This is a genomic window from Sulfitobacter sp. GN1-4, from assembly GCF_055693825.1.
In genome coordinates this window covers 310,383-331,219 of sequence record NZ_JBVFUQ010000003.1, presented here as the reverse complement: position 1 = coordinate 331,219, position 20,837 = coordinate 310,383, and the positions used below count along the sequence as shown (strand labels likewise).

8 protein-coding genes and 4 pseudogenes are annotated in these 20,837 nt (G+C 61.8%); 4 read left to right on the top strand and 8 right to left on the bottom strand.

Features of this window, described 5'->3' with window-relative positions; genetic code table 11:
* The first annotated feature begins 105 nt into the window (after positions 1-105).
* The 3 genes and pseudogenes from ACZ1HM_RS02190 to ACZ1HM_RS02180 all read left to right on the top strand — a co-directional run bounded on the left by ACZ1HM_RS02190 (position 106) and on the right by ACZ1HM_RS02180 (position 5,659).
* Positions 106-861: a DUF58 domain-containing protein gene (locus ACZ1HM_RS02190; protein WP_472740999.1), complete on the top strand. Its 756-nt coding sequence runs from the start codon at positions 106-108 to the stop codon at positions 859-861.
* Positions 858-3,622: pseudogene (locus ACZ1HM_RS02185) on the top strand (DUF4159 domain-containing protein). The gene ACZ1HM_RS02190 and the pseudogene ACZ1HM_RS02185 overlap by 4 nt, the downstream one beginning before the upstream one ends.
* Positions 3,619-5,659, top strand: a pseudogene (locus tag ACZ1HM_RS02180) (hypothetical protein). Before ACZ1HM_RS02185 ends, ACZ1HM_RS02180 begins: the two co-directional pseudogenes overlap by 4 nt.
* A 27-nt stretch (positions 5,660-5,686) precedes the next feature.
* Here the strand turns inward: ACZ1HM_RS02180 and ACZ1HM_RS02175 are convergent.
* The 4 genes and pseudogenes from ACZ1HM_RS02175 to ACZ1HM_RS02160 form a co-directional block, all read right to left on the bottom strand.
* Positions 5,687-6,622: a nickel/cobalt transporter gene (locus ACZ1HM_RS02175; protein WP_472740998.1), complete on the bottom strand. Its 936-nt coding sequence runs from the start codon at positions 6,620-6,622 to the stop codon at positions 5,687-5,689.
* Entirely contained in the window at positions 6,607-7,257 is a 651-nt protein-coding gene (locus tag ACZ1HM_RS02170; RefSeq protein WP_472740997.1) for a DUF1007 family protein, read from the bottom strand. Before ACZ1HM_RS02170 ends, ACZ1HM_RS02175 begins: the two co-directional genes overlap by 16 nt.
* A 72-nt stretch (positions 7,258-7,329) precedes the next feature.
* Positions 7,330-9,359 (bottom strand): annotated as a pseudogene (pbpC, locus tag ACZ1HM_RS02165) (penicillin-binding protein 1C).
* A pseudogene (locus ACZ1HM_RS02160) lies at positions 9,356-14,789 on the bottom strand (alpha-2-macroglobulin family protein). Before ACZ1HM_RS02160 ends, pbpC begins: the two co-directional pseudogenes overlap by 4 nt.
* A gap of 129 nt (positions 14,790-14,918) precedes the next feature.
* Here ACZ1HM_RS02160 and ACZ1HM_RS02155 point away from each other — a divergent pair.
* Positions 14,919-16,691: a response regulator gene (locus ACZ1HM_RS02155; RefSeq protein ID WP_472740996.1), complete on the top strand. Its 1,773-nt coding sequence runs from the start codon at positions 14,919-14,921 to the stop codon at positions 16,689-16,691.
* Here the strand turns inward: ACZ1HM_RS02155 and yaaA are convergent.
* From yaaA to ACZ1HM_RS02135, 4 genes are all read right to left on the bottom strand, one after another.
* The gene (yaaA, locus tag ACZ1HM_RS02150; RefSeq protein ID WP_472740995.1) at positions 16,679-17,455 is read right to left on the bottom strand and encodes a peroxide stress protein YaaA; all 777 of its coding nucleotides are present in this window, start codon (positions 17,453-17,455) and stop codon (positions 16,679-16,681) included. The two genes, ACZ1HM_RS02155 and yaaA, sit on opposite strands and share 13 nt — an antisense overlap.
* A 367-nt stretch (positions 17,456-17,822) precedes the next feature.
* Positions 17,823-19,868 carry a DNA helicase RecQ gene (gene recQ, locus ACZ1HM_RS02145; protein ID WP_472740994.1) on the bottom strand — a complete coding sequence of 682 codons (2,046 nt, stop codon included), beginning with the start codon at positions 19,866-19,868 and terminating at the stop codon, positions 17,823-17,825.
* A 98-nt stretch (positions 19,869-19,966) separates the two neighbouring features.
* Positions 19,967-20,254: a YggT family protein gene (locus ACZ1HM_RS02140; RefSeq protein ID WP_472740993.1), complete on the bottom strand. Its 288-nt coding sequence runs from the start codon at positions 20,252-20,254 to the stop codon at positions 19,967-19,969.
* Positions 20,255-20,445: 191 nt separating this feature from the next.
* A complete protein-coding gene (locus ACZ1HM_RS02135) occupies positions 20,446-20,772 on the bottom strand; it encodes a BLUF domain-containing protein (RefSeq protein ID WP_472740992.1) in 327 nt (108 codons plus the stop codon).
* Positions 20,773-20,837 lie beyond the last annotated feature (65 nt).

The following is a 20,837-nucleotide window of genomic DNA, read 5'->3' as shown; positions in this document are numbered from 1 at the left end:
GCCGCTGCTGAGCAAGAGGCCGCCCGGCTTCCCGCCCTGCTGGCCCGGGCCGAGCATCTGGCCGGTGCCGTGCTTTTGGGCGCGCATGGTAGGCGGCGTGCGGGGATGGGCGATGATTTTTGGCAATACCGCCCGGCCCAGATGGGCGATAGCCGCCGGATGATTGACCACCGACGCTCTGCCATGGGCGATCAGGAATTTGTCCGCGAACGGGAATGGCAGATTGCGCAATCGGTGATGCTCTGGGTCGATCAGGGGGCCTCAATGCGGTTCACCTCTGATGCGGACATTCCGCAGAAAGCGGACCGCGCGCGGCTGGTGGGGCTGGCGCTTGCCATCCTGCTGATCCGGGGCGGGGAGCGGGTGGGCCTGACCGGGACCGCCTTACCGCCCAGACGGGGCAACGCACAGGTGATGCGCCTGGCTGAGATGTTCTGTCAGGACGATGACGCAGATTACAGCCCGCCTGAACACCGCGCCATGATCCCTCATGCGCGGGCGGTGTTCATCTCTGATTTCATGGGCGATCTGGGTGGCGTGCGCACTGCGCTGACCAAGGCCGCTGACCGGGGCGTGCGCGGCGTGTTGCTGCATGTCCTTGACCCCAGCGAAGAGGCGTTTCCCTTCTCTGGCCGCACGATATTCGAAAGCGTGGGCGGCACCATCGCCCATGAAACGCTCAAGGCCAATGACCTCAAAGACCGCTATCTGGAGCGGCTTGCGGATCGCAAAGCCGAACTGCAAGCGCTCTGCCAGCTCACAGGTTGGCAATACGGCCTGCATCACACCAATACCTCAGCGCAATCGGCGCTGCTGTGGCTTTATGGCGCGCTTAATGCGCGTGCGGGGGTTGCCGCATGACGGTTTTAGGTGGCATCGGGTTTACGGCCCCTTGGATATTGCTGGCGCTGCTGGCCCTGCCAATCCTTTGGCTGATCCTGCGCGCGGTGCCGCCTGCACCGATCCGCCGCCGCTTTCCCGGTGTCGCGCTGTTGCTGGGCCTCAGCGATGATGAAACCGTCACGGACCGCACACCCTGGTGGCTGCTCTTGCTACGCATGTTGGCGGTTGCGGCGATTATCTTTGGGCTTGCCGGGCCGGTGCTGAACCCTGAGACGGACCGCGCCGAAGGCGACGGCCCCTTGCTGATTGTGCTCGACGGCACCTGGGCCGGTGCCACCCGCTGGCCTCAGCAAACCCAAGCCATCGACGCGCAACTCACCCGCGCCAGCCGGTCAGGCCGACCTGTTGGCTTTTTGACCCTGACCCGCCCGGAAGAGCCTGCATTCCAGTCTGCCGATGTTTGGCGCACACGGCTTGCAGGGCTTGCGCCAGCACCCTGGCAACCCTCTGAGGCGGACATTGCGCGCGCCAGTGAAATCCTGCAAAGCCTGGGCCGTTTTGACACCATCTGGTTCAGTGACGCGCTGGAGTTTGAGGGCCGTCAGGACGTGCTGGGCAAGATGCAGTCGCAAGGCAATGTTGAAGTCTATCAGACGGCTGCGAACGTCTTGGCCATCGCGCCTGCGGTCTATGACAACAACGTGGTAAACCTGAAAGTTGCACGCGCCGCCGCAGGCCTGGAACGCGATGTGGTCATCCGCGCCGAAGGCCGGGACCCGGCAGGCAACGCACGTATCCTGGCCACAGCGAATGCGGTTTTTGCGGCCAACGAGACCACGGCCGAAGCCGAGCTTTCCCTGCCCTCAGAACTGCGCGCCCGCATCACCGGGTTCACCATCGGCGGCCAGCGGTCAGCCGGGGCCACGACCCTTGTCGATGACGGATTGCGCCGGCGGGAGGTTGCGTTGATCGGCAGCGACAGTGACCGCGAAGGCCTGCAACTGCTTTCTCCGCTGCACTACATAGAACAAGCGCTGGCCCCAACCGCTGACCTGATTGACGGGGCCATCACGGATGTTTTGCCCGCCAACCCCGATGTGATCGTCCTGGCAGATGTGGCCAGCCTGTCAGAGGCCGAAGCCACCCCATTGATTGAATGGATCGACGCAGGCGGCCTTTTGGTACGCTTTGCCGGTCCGCGCATTGCCGCCAGCAACGTCAGCCGCCAGGACGAAGACCCGCTGATGCCTGTCCGGCTGCGCGCTGGTGGGCGCAGCGTGGGTGGTGCCATGAGCTGGGGAGAGCCGAAGGCGCTTGAAACGTTCAAGGAAACCTCGCCCTTCTTTGGCCTGAACATCCCCGATGATGTCGTTGTCACCGCCCAAGTGGTGGCGCAACCGGATCCCACACTTGCGGACCGAGTGATCGCTTCGCTCAGCGATGGCACACCTTTGGTGACACGCAAGATTGTGGGACAGGGCCAGATCGTTCTCTTTCACGTCACTGCAACCGCGGAATGGTCCACGCTGCCCCTGTCTGGCCTCTTTGTTGAGATGATGGAACGGCTGGCCGTGTCCTCTGCCTCTGCCACGCCAGAGGCAGCTGACCTGGAGGGCACCACCTGGACACCTTTGCGCGTCATGGACGGCTACGGGGTACTCTCAGACGCTGGCAATCTGCCCGGAGTGGAGGGCCCCGCGCTGGTGACGGCCCCGTCCTCGCCTGCGATGCAACCGGGCATCTATGCCAACGGGGATCGCAGGTTGGCCCGCAATGTCTTTGGCCTTGAGGACACGCTGACACCTGTGTCTTGGCCCGCCGATGTGCCCGTACGCGGTTTGGCTGTCGCCCCCGAACAGCCCATCGCCGGCTGGCTGCTGAGCCTGTCGATCCTGCTGCTTTTGGCCGATGTGGTGGCATCGCTTGCCCTATCGGGTCGGCTTTTGGGGCGCGGCACAACAGCGGCAGCTTTGGCCTTGGCGCTTCTGACAACCAGCCCCCGGCAGAGGCGCAGGGGCAGACGGATGACTTTGCCCTGGCCGCAACGGTTGAGGTGTCGTTGGCCCATGTCATCACCGGCGACAGAGCCGTGGATGAGATCGCAGCCGCCGGGCTTACCGGCCTGTCAGACACGCTGTTTTTCCGCACCTCGGTTGAACCGGCCCCGGCAACGGCGGTGAACCTGGAAACCGATGAGCTGGCGTTCTTTCCCATTCTCTACTGGCCCATCACGCCTGACCAACCCCGCCCGTCTGCCGAAGCCTATGCCAAGCTGAATGATTATCTGCGTTCAGGGGGCTTGATCCTGTTTGATACTCGCGATGCGGATATCGCCCGCTTTGGCACCTCCAGCGTGAATGGCCGGAAGTTGCAGGATCTGGCAGCCCCTCTCGATATTCCTCCGCTGGAGCCGCTGCCCGCTGATCATGTGCTGACCCGCACGTTCTATCTGTTGCAGGACTTTCCGGGCCGCCATAACAGCCGCGATGTCTGGGTCGAAGCGGCCCCGGCCGATGCGGTCCAGATTGAGGGCATGCCGTTTCGCAACCTGAACGACGGGGTGACACCGGTGGTCATCGGCGGCAACGACTGGGCCGCCGCCTGGGCGGTGCGCGATGATGGTGGCCCATTGCTGCCCATCGGGCGCGGCTATGCAGGCGAACGTCAGCGCGAATTGGCGATGCGTTTTGGCGTGAACCTGGTGATGCATGTGCTGACGGGCAACTACAAATCCGATCAGGTCCATGTCCCTGCTTTGCTGGATAGGTTGGGCCAATGACGTCAACAATTGTCTATGACCCGCTGATCCCATTCTCGCTACTGATTGCGGTGGCGGTTATCGCACTGATGAGTGTGCTGATTGCAGGGCTGCGGGGGCTGAATGGCTGGGCCTTGCGCGGACTGGCGGCACTGGTTGTACTGGGCGCGCTGGCCAATCCAAGTTTCCAGCAAGAAGACCGCGCACCGCTCAGTGACATCGTGTTGCTGGTTGAAGACCAAAGCGCCAGCCAGCGCCTGTCTGACCGGCAGGATCAGACCCAAAGCGCCGCAGACACCCTTGCCGCACAGATCACCGCGCGCGCCAATACCGAACTGCGCCGGATCTCTGTGCCCGATGGTGCGGGCGATGCGGGCAGCCAAGTAATGGCCGCGATAAACGATGCCTTGGCCGAAGAGCCGCGCGCGCGCATCGCAGGCATTCTGGCCATCAGCGATGGCCGGGTGCATGACGCAGATCTGCCGCTTGACCTGCCCGCGCCGATGCACGTGCTGCTGACCGGTAAATCCGATGATTGGGACCGCCGGCTGACTGTCCGCAACGCTCCCGCTTTTGCCATCATCGGTGAACCCGTCACGCTCACCCTGCGCATTGATGATTTGGGTGCCGCGCCCGGCGGAGAGACCCTCGCACCGCTCGATATCTCCATTGATGGTGAGCCGCCGCAAACCTTCCGGGTGCCCATTGGCCAGGACCTTGAGCTGCCCATTACCTTGCCGCACGGCGGGCGGAATGTGATCCGCTTTTCGGTGCCAGAAGCCGACGGCGAACTGACCGACCGGAACAACGCCGCCCTCATTCAAATGAACGGCGTGCGCGACCGTCTGCGCGTGTTGCTGGTCAGCGGGGAACCGCACCCCGGCGGGCGCACCTGGCGCAATCTGCTGAAATCGGACAGCTCAGTGGATCTGGTGCATTTCACCATCCTGCGCCCCCTGAAAAACAGGATGGCGTGCCCGTAAATGAGCTTTCGTTGATCGCCTTTCCAACACGTGAGCTGTTTTTGGAAAAGATCGACGATTTCGATCTGATCATCTTTGACCGCTACCAACGACGCGGCATCCTCCCCTCGCTCTATCTGGATAACGTGGGGCAATACGTCCGCCAGGGCGGTGCGGTTTTGGTGGCCGCTGGGCCGGATTTTGCCACCGCAGACAGCCTTTACCGCTCCCCCTTGGTGCAGTGTTACCTGCTACGCCAACGGCCCGTGTGCTCGAAGAGCCCTTTCGCGCAGAAGTCACGGATATTGGCCAGCGCCATCCTGTTACCTCCAACTTGCCAGACAATGGCGATTGGGGGCGCTGGCTGCGCCAGATCGACGTGCGCGACCCACAGGGCCATGTGGTTATGGAAGGCATCGGTGGCAGGCCTCTTTTGGTTCTCAACCGGGTGGAGGAAGGCCGCGTGGCGCTGTTGGCCTCGGATCATGCTTGGCTTTGGAGCCGTGGCTATGAGGGTGGCGGCCCGCAGCTGGAAATCCTGCGCCGCTTGGCGCACTGGATGATGAAGGAACCTGAGTTGGAGGAAGAGGCGCTGACAGCCACTGCTGAAGGCCAGGATATGCGCATCACCCGCCGCACCCTGCAGCCCAGTGTACCGCCCGTGACGATCACCGCTCCCGATGGCAGCAGCGTTGAGATCCCGCTGACTGAAAGCGCCACGGGCGTCTTTGAAGGCAGCTATCAGGGGCCGGAAATTGGCCTTTACCGGTTGGAGAACGGCGAACAGGAAGCCGTCATCGGCCTCGGGCCTGCGGCACCGCGCGAATTTATCGAAACGATCGCGGATGCCAGTGCGCTTGAACCCGTGATCGCGGGCCTGCGGGGCGGCGTGGCGCGCATCGAAGATGGCATGCCCCGGCTGCGTAATGTCCGCGCGGGGCGCCCTGCTGCTGGACGCGGCTGGCTGGGCATCACGCCGCGTGGGGCCTATGAAACACGCGACATCCGCCAAACGGCGATCCTGCCACCCTGGTTGGTGCTGCTCCTCTCAGCGGCGCTGATCACCGCGGCATGGCTGCGCGAGGGTCGCCGCTAGGCCAGGTTGCCGGTATCAGGTGACCGCTCAAAGCGGCACGGACCGCAGCAGCAGCCCACCGGCGATCAAAATAACCGCAACCCCGGCCAGCAGTTCCAGCCCCGCCATCGCGCGGGCCATCTGGGGTGATCCGGCAAACCCCGCCAGCACGCCGCCGCGCAACCCGGCCGCCGCGAGGCCCACAAAAATCGTTATCAGGGCTGTGCCAACGGCCATCGCAAAGGCCCCAGCAATGCCCAGGCCCGCGATCTCTAGCTGCCAGGTGATCACCAGCACAAAAAGCGCGCCGGTGCAGGGGCGGATGGCAATGGCGAAAATAAGCGCCAGCGCTTCGCGCAGCGTGCCCGCCTTTTCAACCTGCTCAAGGCTTGGCCCATGGGCGTGCCCGCAGCTGGCACAAACATCACCGTCGCCTTCATGCGGGTGATCGTGGCCATGGTCATGGGTGTGGTCATGGTGGACAGCGCCGGAGCGCTTGATCAACTTGCCCAGCCCGCGCCACGCCAGCCACAACCCGATCAGTGCAATCATGACATAGCTAAGAGTGGCGAACGACGTGTCACTTGCAACCACGATCTGCGCGCGCCCAAAACCAAACACCGCAATCGCAACATAGACCATCGCCACGGCGGTCACCGCCTGCCCAAGAGAAGCCAGCAGCGCGATTACGCTCAGCCGCAGCACTGGCACCTTACGCGCAAACCCGTACCCGCCCAGCAGCACTTTGCCGTGTCCGGGCCCCGCGGCATGGGCCAGCCCATAGGCAAAACACGCCCCCAAGAGCGTAAGCACAGCACCGGCTTCACCGGCTTTGGCGCTGCGCAACGCGCGGGCAATCAAGTTCTGAAAGTTGCGTTGTTGATCCGCCGCATAAGCGCCGATCTGGTCCAGGCCACCTGCCGACCAGATCCACAAAAAGGCCAGAACCACGGCCAGGGCCGCAGCGCTTAGGACAAATCGCATGTGACGTGCACCGTACTGGCCAACAGGCCACCCACATCGGGCACCCCTTCATCACCCGGCATCGCATTCGTATCGAGGGCCATCAGCACATCACGCAATTCGCGCAACCTTGCATCAATGTCGGGCACGGCGATTGCGCTGCGGCAGGTGTCACTGCCCATGATCTTCACCGGCAGGGTGATGTCATAGGCGGTGTAGTAAGTCTTGTCATAGGGTTTCACATCCACCGGCGCGCCGGGCACCAGTTCCGTTTCGATGCGTCGCACATGGGTTGTGGTGATCCGGCCATCGGCAAAGCTGGCCGTGGGCTGTTGCGGCCCGCTGAGCGCGATGTCGCCACCGTCATCCAGAACCACCAAATCGCCGTTGAACCCCTCGCTCCAGTTCATGTCAAAGCCTTGCAATACATCGATTTCGGCGGGTGTCAGCACACCGTCAAAGTCCGGGTCCAGGCCATATTCCTCAGTGATCAGCAACGAATAAAGCTCGTCGTAGACCCAGATCACCTTCACCTCGGCCAGCCGCCCCTTTTCGTCAAAGCGCAGCTCAAGCCCGGTATCGACAAAGATATGCGGATGGGCTGCAAGAGGGCTTGCAGCGCACAGGCAGAGCATCAGGGAATACAGCCGCTTCATCACAGGCTGATACGTACCCGATGGCCTGATACGCAGCAAGCAAAGGCGCGCGGCTGGGGTGGCGAAATCCTGCTACTTCACCCGTACATGCACAACATCCGCGCGGCCCTGGGCATCAACCACGGAAATGCGGGAATAACCGATACCTGATACGGGCACCAGCGCATCGCGCCGTCGCAACCCGGTGACCACCGGCATCCCGTCAACCAGAACCGTAAGGGGCAGCGTGCCCGCACGCAGCTTCAGCGGAATACCCGCAGCGCCGTTCAACACAAGCTCGGCCCCATCCGGCGGGAACTGAACCACCGGCGCTGCGGGATCAGGGGCAAAAGCCGCGTCTCGTCCCCGAAACCGCTGCAAGGGTTGGGGCAAGGCGGCGGTGCTGATCAACAGCGTCTCTGGCGGTGGTGAGGGCAGCGGCGCGGCGCGCGCCTTAAGTCTGCCAAAGGCTTCGAACAGAACCGGTGCTGCGAGGTCTCCGCCAAAGGCACCGGGCACAGGTGTGCCATCCGGACGGCCCAGCCACACACCAATGACATGCGCGCCGTCATACCCAATGGCCCAGGCATCGCGGTGACCATAAGACGTGCCGGTCTTATAGGCGATGTCATCTGCCGCACTTGCCACGCCCTTGGGGGGTGCCGCACTGGCCAGGATATGACCCACTTGCCAGGCGGCACTGCGCGACATGATTTGCTTGGGGGGTGATCAGGCGCTGCCATCTGCCAACGCAGCTGTGGGACCGCACCACCGTTGGCCAACCCTGCATAAAGCTGAACAAGCTCGTTCAACGTCAGGCCCACGCCCCCCAGCGCCACGGCGAGCCCGGGCTTGCCACCGGGCACCTGGGGATTTGTGCCTGCCTTGCGCAGCACCGCCATCAACTTGGCCGGACCCAGCTCTTGGGTCAGCAACAGCGGCGGAATGTTGAGCGAGAGTTGCAGCGCTTCGCGCACTGTCACTTCACCCCGGAACTGGCCATCGAAATTCTGCGGCGCATAGCGGCCAAAGGTGACCGGCGCATCACGGATCAACGTATCAGGATGGGCCAGCCCTTCATCAAAGGCCATCGCATAGATCAGGGGTTTGAGCGTTGAACCAGGCGAGCGCAGCGCGCCGGTCATGTCCACAAACCCCAACACCCCATCGGCCGCGTCATATTCGGCGGACCCGACAGCGGCCAAAACCTCTCCGGTTTGGTGATCGGCCACCACAATCGCCGCTGACACGCCGCGTGCTTGGCCATGTACCGCACGCTTGGCCAATGCCTCCATCTGGCGTTGAAGGGTGGCGTCCAGCGTCAAGGCGTGCCGGTGTTGCAGCGGGTCTTGTCGCTGCACCCGGTCTGTTAGATGCGGTGCCAGCCGGACAAAGCCGCGCATCTCAGTGGGTAGTTCTGCCTGTCGCGCCAACGCGGCCACACCGCTGCGCGCAAGCACCCGGTCCCGGGCGATGCGGGCGTTCGATTGCTGCCGGTCGGGCCTGCGCGCCTCTGGCGCTTGCGGCAGGGCGACCAGCAATGCAGCCTCTGCTGCGGTCAGCCGCTTGGGTTCTTTGCCAAACCACGCCAGGGTGCCGGCCCTGATCCCTTCCAAGGCACCCCCATAAGGCGCATGGGTGAGATAGAGGGCCAAGATTTCTTCTTTGCTCAACCGCCGCTCCAACGCCCAGGCCACGCGCATCTGACGCAGTTTACCTGCCCAGCGCCCGGTGCCCGTATTCTCCAAAAGCCGCGCGGTTTGCATGGTCAGGGTCGACCCGCCCGAAACAACCTGCCCCGCCCCAATCGCTTGCACCACGGCCCGCATGCCCGCCAACAAATCCACACCCGCATGGGCGTAAAAGCGTTTGTCTTCATAGCGGATCAACATTTTGAGGAATTCAGGATCGACCTGCGCCAGGTCCACGGCCAAGCGCACCCGCCCGTCCTCCACCGGAAACACCCGCAGCAGCGCCCCATGCCTGTCACGCATCTCAACTGACGTTTCGGTCAGGGTGACCGGCAGTATTGTCCGGTCAACCCAGCGGTCAAACCCATCGCGCAGCCCGGCCCCAAGGCCCAGCGTCAGCGCCAGCGCAAAAAGGCCAAAGCGCCGCATCACGGGGTGATTGTCAGCCGCCCGGTGGCGGTATTGGCGCGGTATTCAGGGCGGTACATGTCTTCTACGATCGCCGCCGGATGATGATAGCTCCCCGGGGTGACGGCCCGCACGATATAGGCCAGCTGGAACGGCTTGGCCTCTCGGTGGTTGACCGCCGCGACAAAGCGATCGCTACGGAATTCTGCGGTTTCCGCCCCTTTGGTTTTCAGCCAATCCAAGCCGCTGATGTCGCCGGAGCGAATAAGGTTCGGATTGTCGATCTCAAACCCGGCGGGCAAGGCATCATCAACGATCAGACGCGCGCCCACCTCTTCGAACGGCGTGATCTCCAGCACCACAACCAGCCGCTGACCGCTGGGCACCGCCCCAGTGACGGGCGCGCCTTCCATCGTGAAATACCGCCGGGTGATTTGATATCCGTAGCCATCCGCAGGCGGTGCCACCTCAGGCACGCCGTAGGCGGTCATCGTCACGTCCATGGGGGTGGCTGAGATATTCTCAATCACTGACGGCTGACGCTGCTGGTCTGTCAACCGTTTCACCACTGGTCCGCTGGCCTCAATCCCATCGACGCGCAACGCGGGCACCGCATCTGGTGATGCAAGCGCATGTGCCGCCATCACAATCTGTGCGGCCTCTTGCGTGGACAGCCTATCGCGCCCTTGATGCACCAGCGTGATCAGATCGCTTGGGTTCAACGCCGTGCTTCCCGCCTCAGCTGATAGCTTGAGCACCGCCGCGGTATCACGCAACGGCGTGCCAAAATCCGCGCGCCATGCCTGTGTGTTGGTGCGCCGGATCAACATCGCCCCTGCACGGGCAAAAAGCGCATCCGCACGCGGCTGATCACCGTATGCCGCCAGCGCTGCCCCCAGTTGCGCCACCGCCAAAGGTGTCGCGAAATCCTGCGCCTTGGTATCCGCGTAATAGCGCAGATCGCCCATGTTTGCGGCCCCTTCGCGGGCCAACACAAGCAAGGCATAGGCGATGTCTTCGCCGCCCCGGTCAAAATCAGGCGCATAGCTGATGCGGTTGCGCAGATTGTCCATCGCCAGACGGAACCCCAAATCGGGCACGGCATGCCCCTGCGCCCGCGCGCGGGCCAGGAAATCAGTCACATACGCATCAAGCCAGAACTCACCCGATTGCGCACGCCACAGGCCAAAGGCGCCATTGCTGGCCTGTCGTGACAACACACGCTCAATCGCTTGGGCAATCCGCGCCTCAATCCGTTCTGGTTCGCCCAGACCCGCCTGGCTGGCCACAGCGCTCAGATAGAGCAGCGGCAAAGCGCCGGAGGTCACCTGTTCAGTGCAGCCATAAGGGTAACGATCCAACTGTTGCAGCAACCCCGGCACATCAAAGCGCGCCAGCGGGCCCGCAGTCAGCGTGGCCACGCCCGTGCCCGGTTGCAGCCCGGCAAAGACATTACGGTCAAAGGTAAAGCTTTCGCCTGCGCCCAGGGCAAATTGCCGGGTGATCGCAATCTCAGGGTCGATGTTGCGCACTGGCATGCTCAGCACCTTGCGCAGCTCTTTGCCCGCTGGCGTTTTCAGCACGACCGTGATCAGCGGGTTGCCAACCTCTCTCCCGCGCAGTGGGATGGTGAGCCGTGCGGTGCCTTGATCGGCAAGTGTGATGATCTGCGGAACATCGCCCAGCGCCACACCGGCATCTGCATAAACCTCAAGCGCCATTTCACCGGCAGGACCATCGGTATGGATGACCTCCAACAGCAGGCGGCTTTCATCTCCGGGGGCCAGAAAACGCGGCACAGATGCGCTCACCACAACCGGATCTTTGGCCACAATGTCCTGACTGGCGTTGCCCACAGCGCTCGGGCTCCAGGCGATGGCCATCATTTTTATCGTGCCGTTAAATGCAGGTTTGATGATCTCAACCTCAGCGCGCCCATCCGGGCCGACAGGCACGGGGCCTGCAAAGAAAGCCATCAGTTTTTCCGTGGGCGGCGGTGATTGAACCTGCGCGCTGGCGGCCGCATCACCGCCTGAACGCACGCTGCCCAGGGCACCGTTCATGCCGTCAATCAACCGCCCGTAAAGATCGCGCATCTCAACGCCCAGGCGGCGCTGGCCAAAGTAGTGGTCCTTGGCATCGGGGGCCTCAAAACCTGTGAGGTTCAAGATCCCCACATCGACCGCAGCCAGCGTGACAAAAGCGGTCTCACCCGGGGCGATCCCCTCAACTGTGACGGCTGCGCGGACGGTTCCGGCCTGGCCATCCACGACCTGCGGCGCATCAAACCCAACGCGCAGCGCCTTGTCACCCGGCAACACCGTTGCATGGGCCAATCCCAGCTGCCGCGCAGGGTTCAACACTGGCCTCTGCATCCATGCCGCGAAGAATGGCGGCGGTCACATAGGCGCTGCTGCCCCAATCCGCGGTCACCGCAAGGTCCAGCGTATTTTCGCCCGCACGCACCGGGACGATCTGCCGCTCAATCACGCGGTTGGACAGCACCGAAACCAATGCAACGCCATCCTCTTGGGCCAGCATGCGCAGCGTTGCGGTATCGCCCAGACGGAAAGTGTCAGCGTTTAAGGACATCTCAAGCCGATCAGGCGTGTCGCGCGATCCGTCCCCGCCGTACCAGCCAGCGTCAAAACCAACAGAGGACGCAGCATAGGGCGCGCCAATGCGTTCAACGACAATCTCATATCGGCCCCAGTTTGTCGGCGCACTGACCGCCACCGGCTCAGCCCCCAAACTGATAGTGTCGCTTGCCACACGGACGCGGCGGGTGATCGGCTCCCACTCCCAGTTGCCGAAGAGCTGATACCATTGATACCGGGTCTCGACCCTATTGACCGTCCAGCGTACCTGCATGGGCTGGGCCGTGCCATCCGCTCCGACGCCAATCAGCTCAAAGCCAGCGCTTTGCCCTTCGCCCAAGACGTCCTCAAACATGGGTTTGATCCCGATCATGGGGGCATCTGGTGTGATGGCCTTTTGCAACCGCCGCTCCACCGGGCGGCCTGATCCTTCTGCGACGCGCAAGATCACTTCCGCCTCCAGCGGCAGGCCCACGGCATCCTCAAGCACCGGCAGTTCCAGCGCCAAACGGGCACGGCCCTGCGCATCTGTTTGCGCGTCGCCGATATAGCGCGTCTGGGGGCGGAAGGGCGCATCATGCGGGCCGAACTGATAGCTGGGCCAGCCCTCCAGCCTGCGTGTTGGTTTCAACCGCACATCGCCCTGCACGGTCAGATCCGCCCCCGGTGCCCCAAAAAGATAGCGGACATCAACCGTTAAAGGCGGGGTATCGCCCAACCGGAGCGGCGCGTTTGGCAAGCTGATGTCAAAGTCGATGCGTTCGGGCAGGAAATCCTCAACCAACACCACCTGGCTGGCCAGCGGGGCGTCCGTGACGTCTGATAGCACGTCAAGCCGCCAAGCCCCGCGCGGCACATCCCCGCCCAAGGGCAGGGCAAAGACATGCCCGCCTGCCACAGCGTTCTGGCTAAGCGTGCGGCTGTATTCGACCCCGTCGGGACGCTTTAAAACAGCTGTAAGTGGGACATCTTGCAGCGCTGATGCTTTAGCATCACGCAGTAGGGCGGTCGCATAAACGGTCTCTCCAACCCGGTAGGCACCGCGATCTGTTGTCAAAAACGCATCAATGGGCGGGGCCGGTGGATGCCCTTCCACGCCCCTGTCGGACAGATCAAACGCCGGGTCTGTCAGCGGCAGAAACGCGATATCCGCATCGCCTTCTTGCGCCATGACCAGCGCCGGACGCGCGGCCCCTGTGCCACGGGTCAAACCAGCAGGAAACCGGGCAAAGCCCTCGGCGTCGGTCTTAACCGTGCCCAAAACCGCATTGGCGCGGCTGATCAGGCTAAGCGTGATCCCCGCCTTGGCCTCAGCCTTGGCAAGGCTACGCACCGCAACCTCAAGACCATCCACGCCAGACCAGGTGCTGATCCCCAAATCTGACAGAACAAACCACTGCATCGCCGGTGGGTTGTCGTAGGGGTCTTGCCCCGGCACCGCCGCACTGAGCGCGTAGATGCCAGGCGCTTGTCCGGCCAAGGCTTGGGCCAACGGCAACCTTGTGGTCATGTCGGCATTCAGCGTGTTTTGCACCTGGGCGGTGCCGGTCCAAATCTCTTCTGCAAGGTCATTGGCAAACACCTGGTCCTCATAGGCGGTGAGCGGTTTGCCGAAATAGCTTTCGCGAATGGCGCGCACCAGATTGCGGTCGCTCACCCGGCGCAGTTTCAGATCAAGCGTCGCGGCATTGACCGTTTCCACGGGTACGGCAGGCGTATCGGTGCGGGGCAGGACAAAGGCCCGCCCGGGAAAGCGGACGCTGGCGCTGCGGTCACGGACATAAAGCGTCAGCTGCGCGTCGCGCTGCAACACCTCACTATCGGCGGCAGGCAGGCCCGACCGGAAGGTCACCGCATATCTGGCCCCATGCTCCACACCGTCGATGCACAACTGCTTGTCTTGGGCTTGCACCACCAACCCGCGCCCTTCAACGCGCACAAATGGGGTATAATCGACACCGGCCTGAACCAAAGGCGCAGAAAACTCCGCACAGATCCGAGGCGCTGCTGCATCATTATCCACCCGGTGATCGACAAGGCGAAAACCGTATTTGCCAATCGCATCTTCCAGCGCGCGGGCGACATCCTCACGCGGGGCAAGTGCCTGGGCCAGGCGCAAGGCTGGGATCATGTCTTTGCCCCGGCCATTGGCCTCAAACGCTTCTGCCAATCCAGCAAGGGCCTGAGCCTGCTGCGCAGCCGGTCCGGCCCGCAGATACCCGTTGACCGCAGCGCTCAGCGCCTCGCGCCGCCACTGCCTGCGTTGCTCAGACGGGCCAGATTGCGCATGGCGGACGGCCAGCCGCGCATAAGCTGTCCAATCCTGCCCCCGGTCGCTGAGCGCTGCGGCCTTGCCTGCCCAGCGCAACGCCAAAGCGAGGTTATCGGCCCGCGCAGCAGCTTGCATGGCGTCCAGCAGATTCTCCAACACCTCGCCTGCAAAACGATGCCGCGCGGCGTTTGTGCCGACCAAGCCTGCTGCGGCCGTCACATCCTCAGCGCGCAAAACGTCTAGCTGCGCAATCCGCGCGGCGCTGTTGGCAATCACGCCGGGGTCTGTCGCCACCTTTTGCGCGGAAAGCGCACCGGCATAGGGTTGCCTGTCGGTGATGGCTGATTTGGGGAAACAGGCGTTGTTGCGCTGATTGAACGTAAACGCCACACATGCCTCTTGCGCAGAACAGGCCCGCGCACACGCCGTGCTGTTGGTATCAAAAAGGTTGGTCAGATCCGCGCCATAAAAATCAACATCTTGCGTATAAAGAAACCGGTGCTCCGGCACCGCCTCTTGCGCAGATATGCCGCTGCTTACAAAGGTCAGAAAAAAGGCCAGTGCCGTCGCAAAAAATCCGCGCATCTTAATCTCCGTCTGAAATGCCACCAGCGTGCCACGCACCACGATTCCCAGCAAGGTGCGGCCAGATTTAAAGAGATGTTCACGACAAAGACGCAAACTGCACCCATGGTGAGAGGGGCGGAGCAGCACATGACCCTGGCCAACAGACTGACGGAAGAACGGCGCAAGCGTTTGGCAGCCGAACGTCTGCTTGAGCTCAAGCAAGCGGAGCTTTCTGCCGCCCATGCTAAACTGGGCAAACATGCCCAGCAACTCAGCGAAGAAATCGTTGAAACGCGCGCCGAAGTTGAAACCATGCGCGGGGAAAACCTGCGCTTCAAATCCGACCTGAGCGCCGCCCAGGAACGCATAGAGGCCGCCGAACATCAGCTGTGGCAAACCGTCCAGATAATCAAGGATGGTGTCGCCTACTTTGACGACCAAAGCCGGATCGTTCTGGCCAATGAGGCCTATCTTTCCGTCTTTGACGGGTTGGAAGCCATCACAATTGGCACAAGCTATTTCACCGTTTTACAGGCCCTAACCGATGAAGGCATCGTGGATACCGGGGACCTTTCCGCAAAAGAGTGGCGCACAATCATGGCGCAGCGGTTCAATCAGGCCCGGCCCAAGCCCATTGACCTGAAACTCTGGAATGGTCGTATCTACCGCCTCATTGATCAGCGCGGACCCCGAGGCGAAATGGTTTCCCTTGCCTTGGATGTGACAGCCGACATCGCCTATGAGGAAAAGCTGAAACAGGCCCGCTTCGTGGCCGAAAGCGCAAGCCGCGCAAAATCCGCCTTTCTGGCGAACATGAGCCATGAGATCCGCACGCCAATGAATGGTGTGATCGGCATGGTGGATTTGTTGCTGGACAGCACCCTGTCGGATGAGCAAACCCAATACGCGCAAACCATCAAAAACTCCGCAGAAGCGCTTTTGGTGATCATCAATGACATCCTGGATTACTCCAAGATCGAAGCCAAAAAGCTAGACCTCCGGCTGAAACCTTTCCCGCTGCGCACCGCGGTGGATGAGGTTGTCACCCTCTTGCACCCATCCGCGCAAAGCAAAGGCATCGCGCTTGAGGTTCACCAAGACGCTGATCTGCCCCAGACGGTCATCGGCGATCTGGGCCGGTTGCGCCAGGTGTTGACCAACCTCATCGGCAACGCGGTCAAATTTACCCCAAAGGGTCAGGTCAAGATCACCCTGCGCGCCACCGGTCCGGTGCAGGACAGCAAAATCCCGCTGCTTTTTGAGGTCCAAGACACCGGCATCGGCATTGCCCCGGATCTTGTTGATCACATTTTTGATGAATTTAATCAGGTGGAGGATGACCGGAACCGCCAGTTCGAAGGCACAGGTTTGGGCACTGGCCATCAGCCAACGGCTGATCACGATGATGGGGGGCAAATTTCCGTCACCTCCGCCCAAGGGCAAGGTTCATGCTTTTCTTTCAACGTCACGCTGGCGCTCCCGGCGGATATCCCGCACCCACCTGCATCGGCTGACGGACGCAAACTCAGGGTGTTGGCCGCTGAGGATAACAAGACGAACCGCATGGTCTTTTCCTCCATGCTCAAACCTTTGAACCTAGAGCTGACGTTTGCGCAAAACGGGGCAGAGGCGATTGCCCTTTACCGGGATCTCGCCCCTGACCTGATCTTCATGGACATCTCAATGCCCAAGGTCGACGGCAAAGAAGCCGCGCGCGCCATCCGGCAAATTGAAAAAGACGTGGGCGGGCGCACACCGATCGTCGCGCTGACCGCCCATACCCAACCTGAAGACCAGGCCGAGATCCTGGCCGCTGGCATTGACCGGCATCTCACCAAGCCGCTGCGCAAGCCGCAGATCATCGAACAAATTGAACTGGTGCACGGGCCCCATCTGGCCCCGCTGTATCAGGAGGGGTAATCGCGGACGAATACAGGCCGGTCTGGCTGTGACAAATCAGCCTGCCAGGCATAGCCGCCCAGATCAAAATCCTTGATGCTTTCTGCATCCGTCAGCCGGTTCTGAATGATGAAACGGGCCATGGCCCCGCGGGCTTTCTTGGCAAAGAAACTCACCATCTTGGGCCCTTTTCCATCACCTTTGTCTTCCATGAACTGCGGGGTGATGACCTGCAGCTGCAATGCCTTGGGGGCCACGGCCCCAAAATACTCCTGGCTTGCACAATTGATCAGCACATCAGTGCCCACAGATGCCGCTTGCGCATTCAGCGCCTTGGCCAATTGATCGCGCCAATAGTCATAAAGGTTCCCGCCGCGCCGCGTCTTAAGCCGGCTGCCCATCTCCAACCGGTAGGGCTGGATCGCATCCAAGGGCCGCAACACCCCATAAAGGCCAGAGAGGATACGCAAATGCTCTTGTGCCCAGGCCATTTCATCTGCATCCAGGCTCGCCGCCTCCAGCCCCTGATAGGTGTCACCGGCAAAGGCAAGTGCAGCAGGCCGCAGATTCTCTGCCGCGGGCTCCGCCTCAAACGCCTGAAACCGGTCCCGGTTCAACCGCGCCAGATCATCTGAAAGATCCATCAGGGACTTCAGCTTGCCCAGGGTCAGGTTCTTCGCCGTTTTGGCCAAGCGCACCGCATCTTCCTGAAAATCAGGCTGCGTCACATCCACATCGCGTGCATCCCAATCAAGCCGCTTGGCTGGCGATATAACAACGAGCATGGCAGTCCCCCGGTTTGCTTGGAGCAGAGATAGCGTCTCGCAGTTTGGGTGCAAGGGGGATGGTACAGATCTGCCTGAGCCTGACACGGAGCCGACATCCTGCTGTCAGAACGGGCCGTTGATACCCTGATGATACTCACCACGTCTTTGCGCCGCGATAGGCTCCATCTTTTGCAGGCAAATTTCTGGTTTTCTTCATGCCCTACCCGGCAGCTACTCGCAGCCATCCTGCGCCAAATCAGCCAAACGCCCGCCTGCCCCAAACGCACAGGCAGAGGGCCAAACCACAACGCCCAGCTTCATCTTTCCACTACAACTTACAATGCAACACCCGCACACACGCAACGCAGGTTATGACAAACAACACCTACCCAGCCGCCCGCAACACATCCAAAAACGCCGGACCAAAGCGATCTGCCCGACGCTCGCCCAAAATCCGGGTCATCGCGCCCTCATCTGCATCCCGCATCTGCGCCACTTTCGCCAGCAAAGACGCCGAACAAGACAACGGTTTTTCGGTGCCCGCCTCCCCCCGCGCCAGATCGGCCTGCACCTGCAACAGCTGATCATAAACGTTGCCAGCAGAGCGGCCCGCCAATTTGCGGCGCGTGGGATGCATCTGTTCGGCCTCGCCGTTGATCACCTCCAAAAAGGCGGCACCATAGGTCTCCAGCTTCTTGGCCCCCACCCCGCCGATACGCGCCATCTGGTCCAAATCGCGGGGCCGCACCTCGGCCATCTCTATCAGCGTGCGGTCGGTAAAGATGATATAGGCCGGCACCTTGCCCGCCTCCGCCAACGCACGCCGCTTGGCCTTGAGTGCCGACAGAAGCGGCGCGTCTTCTTCGCTGACCATCGCCTTCACCGCCGGGCGCCGGGTGGCGCTGGCGGTTTTGATGGAATCGCGGCGCAGCTGAATGGTTTCTTCGTTGCGCAGGATCGGCAGGGCCGCGTCGGTCATGCGCAGCGCACCGTGGCGTTCAGGATCCGGGCGGATCAGGTCATGGCCCATCATCTGACGGAACACCGCCTGCCATTGACGGCGGTCATATTCCTGCCCGACCCCAAAGGTCGGTAGGCCGTCATGGCCGCGCGCGCGCACCTTGTCGGTCTCATTGCCCAAAAGAATGTCGATCAGATGGCCCGCGCCAAACCACTCCTCAGTGCGCAAGATCGCCGAGAGCGCCTTGCGCACCGCCGTCGTGCCGTCAAACACGTCCGCAGGCGTGTCACACAAATCGCAGCGGCCACAGGTCACATCCGTCTCATCGAAGTACTTCAACAACGTGCTGCGCCGACAGGCCAAAGCCTCTGCCAGCCCCAACAGCGCATTCAGCCGGGCGTGATCCGCCGCGCGGCGCTCAGGCGGGGCCAGGCCTTCGTCAATCTGGCTACGCCGCAACCGGATGTCATCAGGACCATAAAGCGTCAGCGTCTCCGCCGGCGCGCCATCACGGCCTGCGCGGCCAATCTCTTGGTAATAGGCCTCAATGGATTTGGGCAGATCCGCATGGGCAACCCAGCGGATGTCAGGTTTATCCACACCCATGCCAAAAGCCACCGTGGCGCAGACGATCAAGCCATCCTCTTGCTGAAACCGCCGCTCCGCGATGCGGCGGTCTTCGGCTTCCATGCCGCCATGGTAGTGGATGGCCTTCTGCCCCGCCTCGTTCAAGGCCCGCGCCAGCCCTTCGGTCTTGGCCCGCGTGCCGCAATAAACGATGCCGGATTGTCCTTTGCGCGCTGCGGCAAAATTCAGGATCTGATCGCGCGGCTTGTTCTTGGCAGCAAAGGCAAGATGGATGTTGGGCCGGTCAAAGCCACGCAAAAACGCGCGCGGATCTTGCCCGTCGAAAAGCTTTTGAACAATCTCGGCCTGGGTTTCGGTGTCTGCGGTAGCGGTAAAGGCGGCCAAGGGCACATCCAGATGGCGGCGCAGCTCGCCGATGCGCAAATAATCTGGCCGAAAATCATGCCCCCATTGGCTGACGCAATGGGCCTCATCCACGGCAATCAGCCGCACGCCCACACGCTTTAACATGCCCATGACAGAACCCGCGGCCAAGCGTTCGGGTGCCATATAAAGCAGCTTGAGCGTGCCCGCCTCCAAACCTTCCCAGACCGCATCGGTTTCCTCAGGCGTATTGCCAGAGGTCAGCGCCCCTGCCCCCACGCCCGCCTCTTGCAAGGCACGCACCTGGTCGCGCATCAAGGCAATCAGCGGAGAGATCACCACCGTGACCCCATCCCGGATCAGCGCAGGCAGTTGGAAACACAGGGATTTACCGCCCCCCGTTGGCATGATCGCCAGCACATTTTCGCCAGCCGTCACCGCCTCAACGATTTCCTCCTGGCCGGGCCGAAAGGCGTCAAAGCCAAAGACATCTTTGAGAAGCGTGGCAGCGCTTGTCATGCGGGATCCTGTGAAATTATCTGCTCTTTTTAGCAGATTCCCACACTAACAAATGGTGAACAAGGGATAACTTGCCTCAGGCAGCAGCCCTGCCGTGGCTAGTAGAAAAGTGCCGCGTTGTTGATCAAGATAATCCGCAGGATTGCGACGCCAATCAACACCACCAGTGGGGCCAGATCCAACCCGCCCATCTGCGGCATAAACCGGCGCACGCGGGAATAGATCGGCTCCAACAGCCGGTTCAGGCCATCCCAGATTTGGGCGACCAGAGGCTGGCGCAGGTTCAGCACCTGAAAGTTGATCAGCCAGGACATGATGACATGCGCGATCACAATGAAATAGACGATGTTGAGCAGCAGCATCAAAATCTGGAAAATGGATGTCATCTTGGACCCTTTGTCTTGCTGCCCCGTAGGTAAGCGCAGGTGCCGCCCGGTGCAAGTGTGCAGCCTGCTACAGATGGTGCGGCCAGGGTGCTCAGGACTGTGTTAGGGCCAAAGACCGTGCGAGAAAATCATTAAAACCTTCATCAATTCCACGCCAGAGGCCCCACTTGGGACAAAAACCCGCCATGCCTTTAGGCATGCATCGCGTTAATCACGGTGGAGAAATCCAATTCGCTGACGCGCTCCATGGTCCAATCTGAGAAATGCCGCGTCTCGATCTCTTTTTGATCCAGAACCTTGAACCCTGCGTGGCGCGGATCGGCTTCAATCGTTTGCATCAGATCTTTGATCACGCTCTCGTCGCCTTCCAGCAATTGGCAGAAGTTGCGTCCATTATAGGCCAGCGCGCCAGTGATCCCCAACGCCTTGTTCTTGGTCGCGGCATGGGCCACGATGCGGTCCACCTCGGCGCTGTCTACGGTGGGGCGCGCGGTGCTGAAATAGAGAATACGGATCACGGGGCGTGCTTTCGTCAGTCGTCGTCAGGGACCCTAGCTTACTTTTTGCGCGCCGCAGTGCAAGG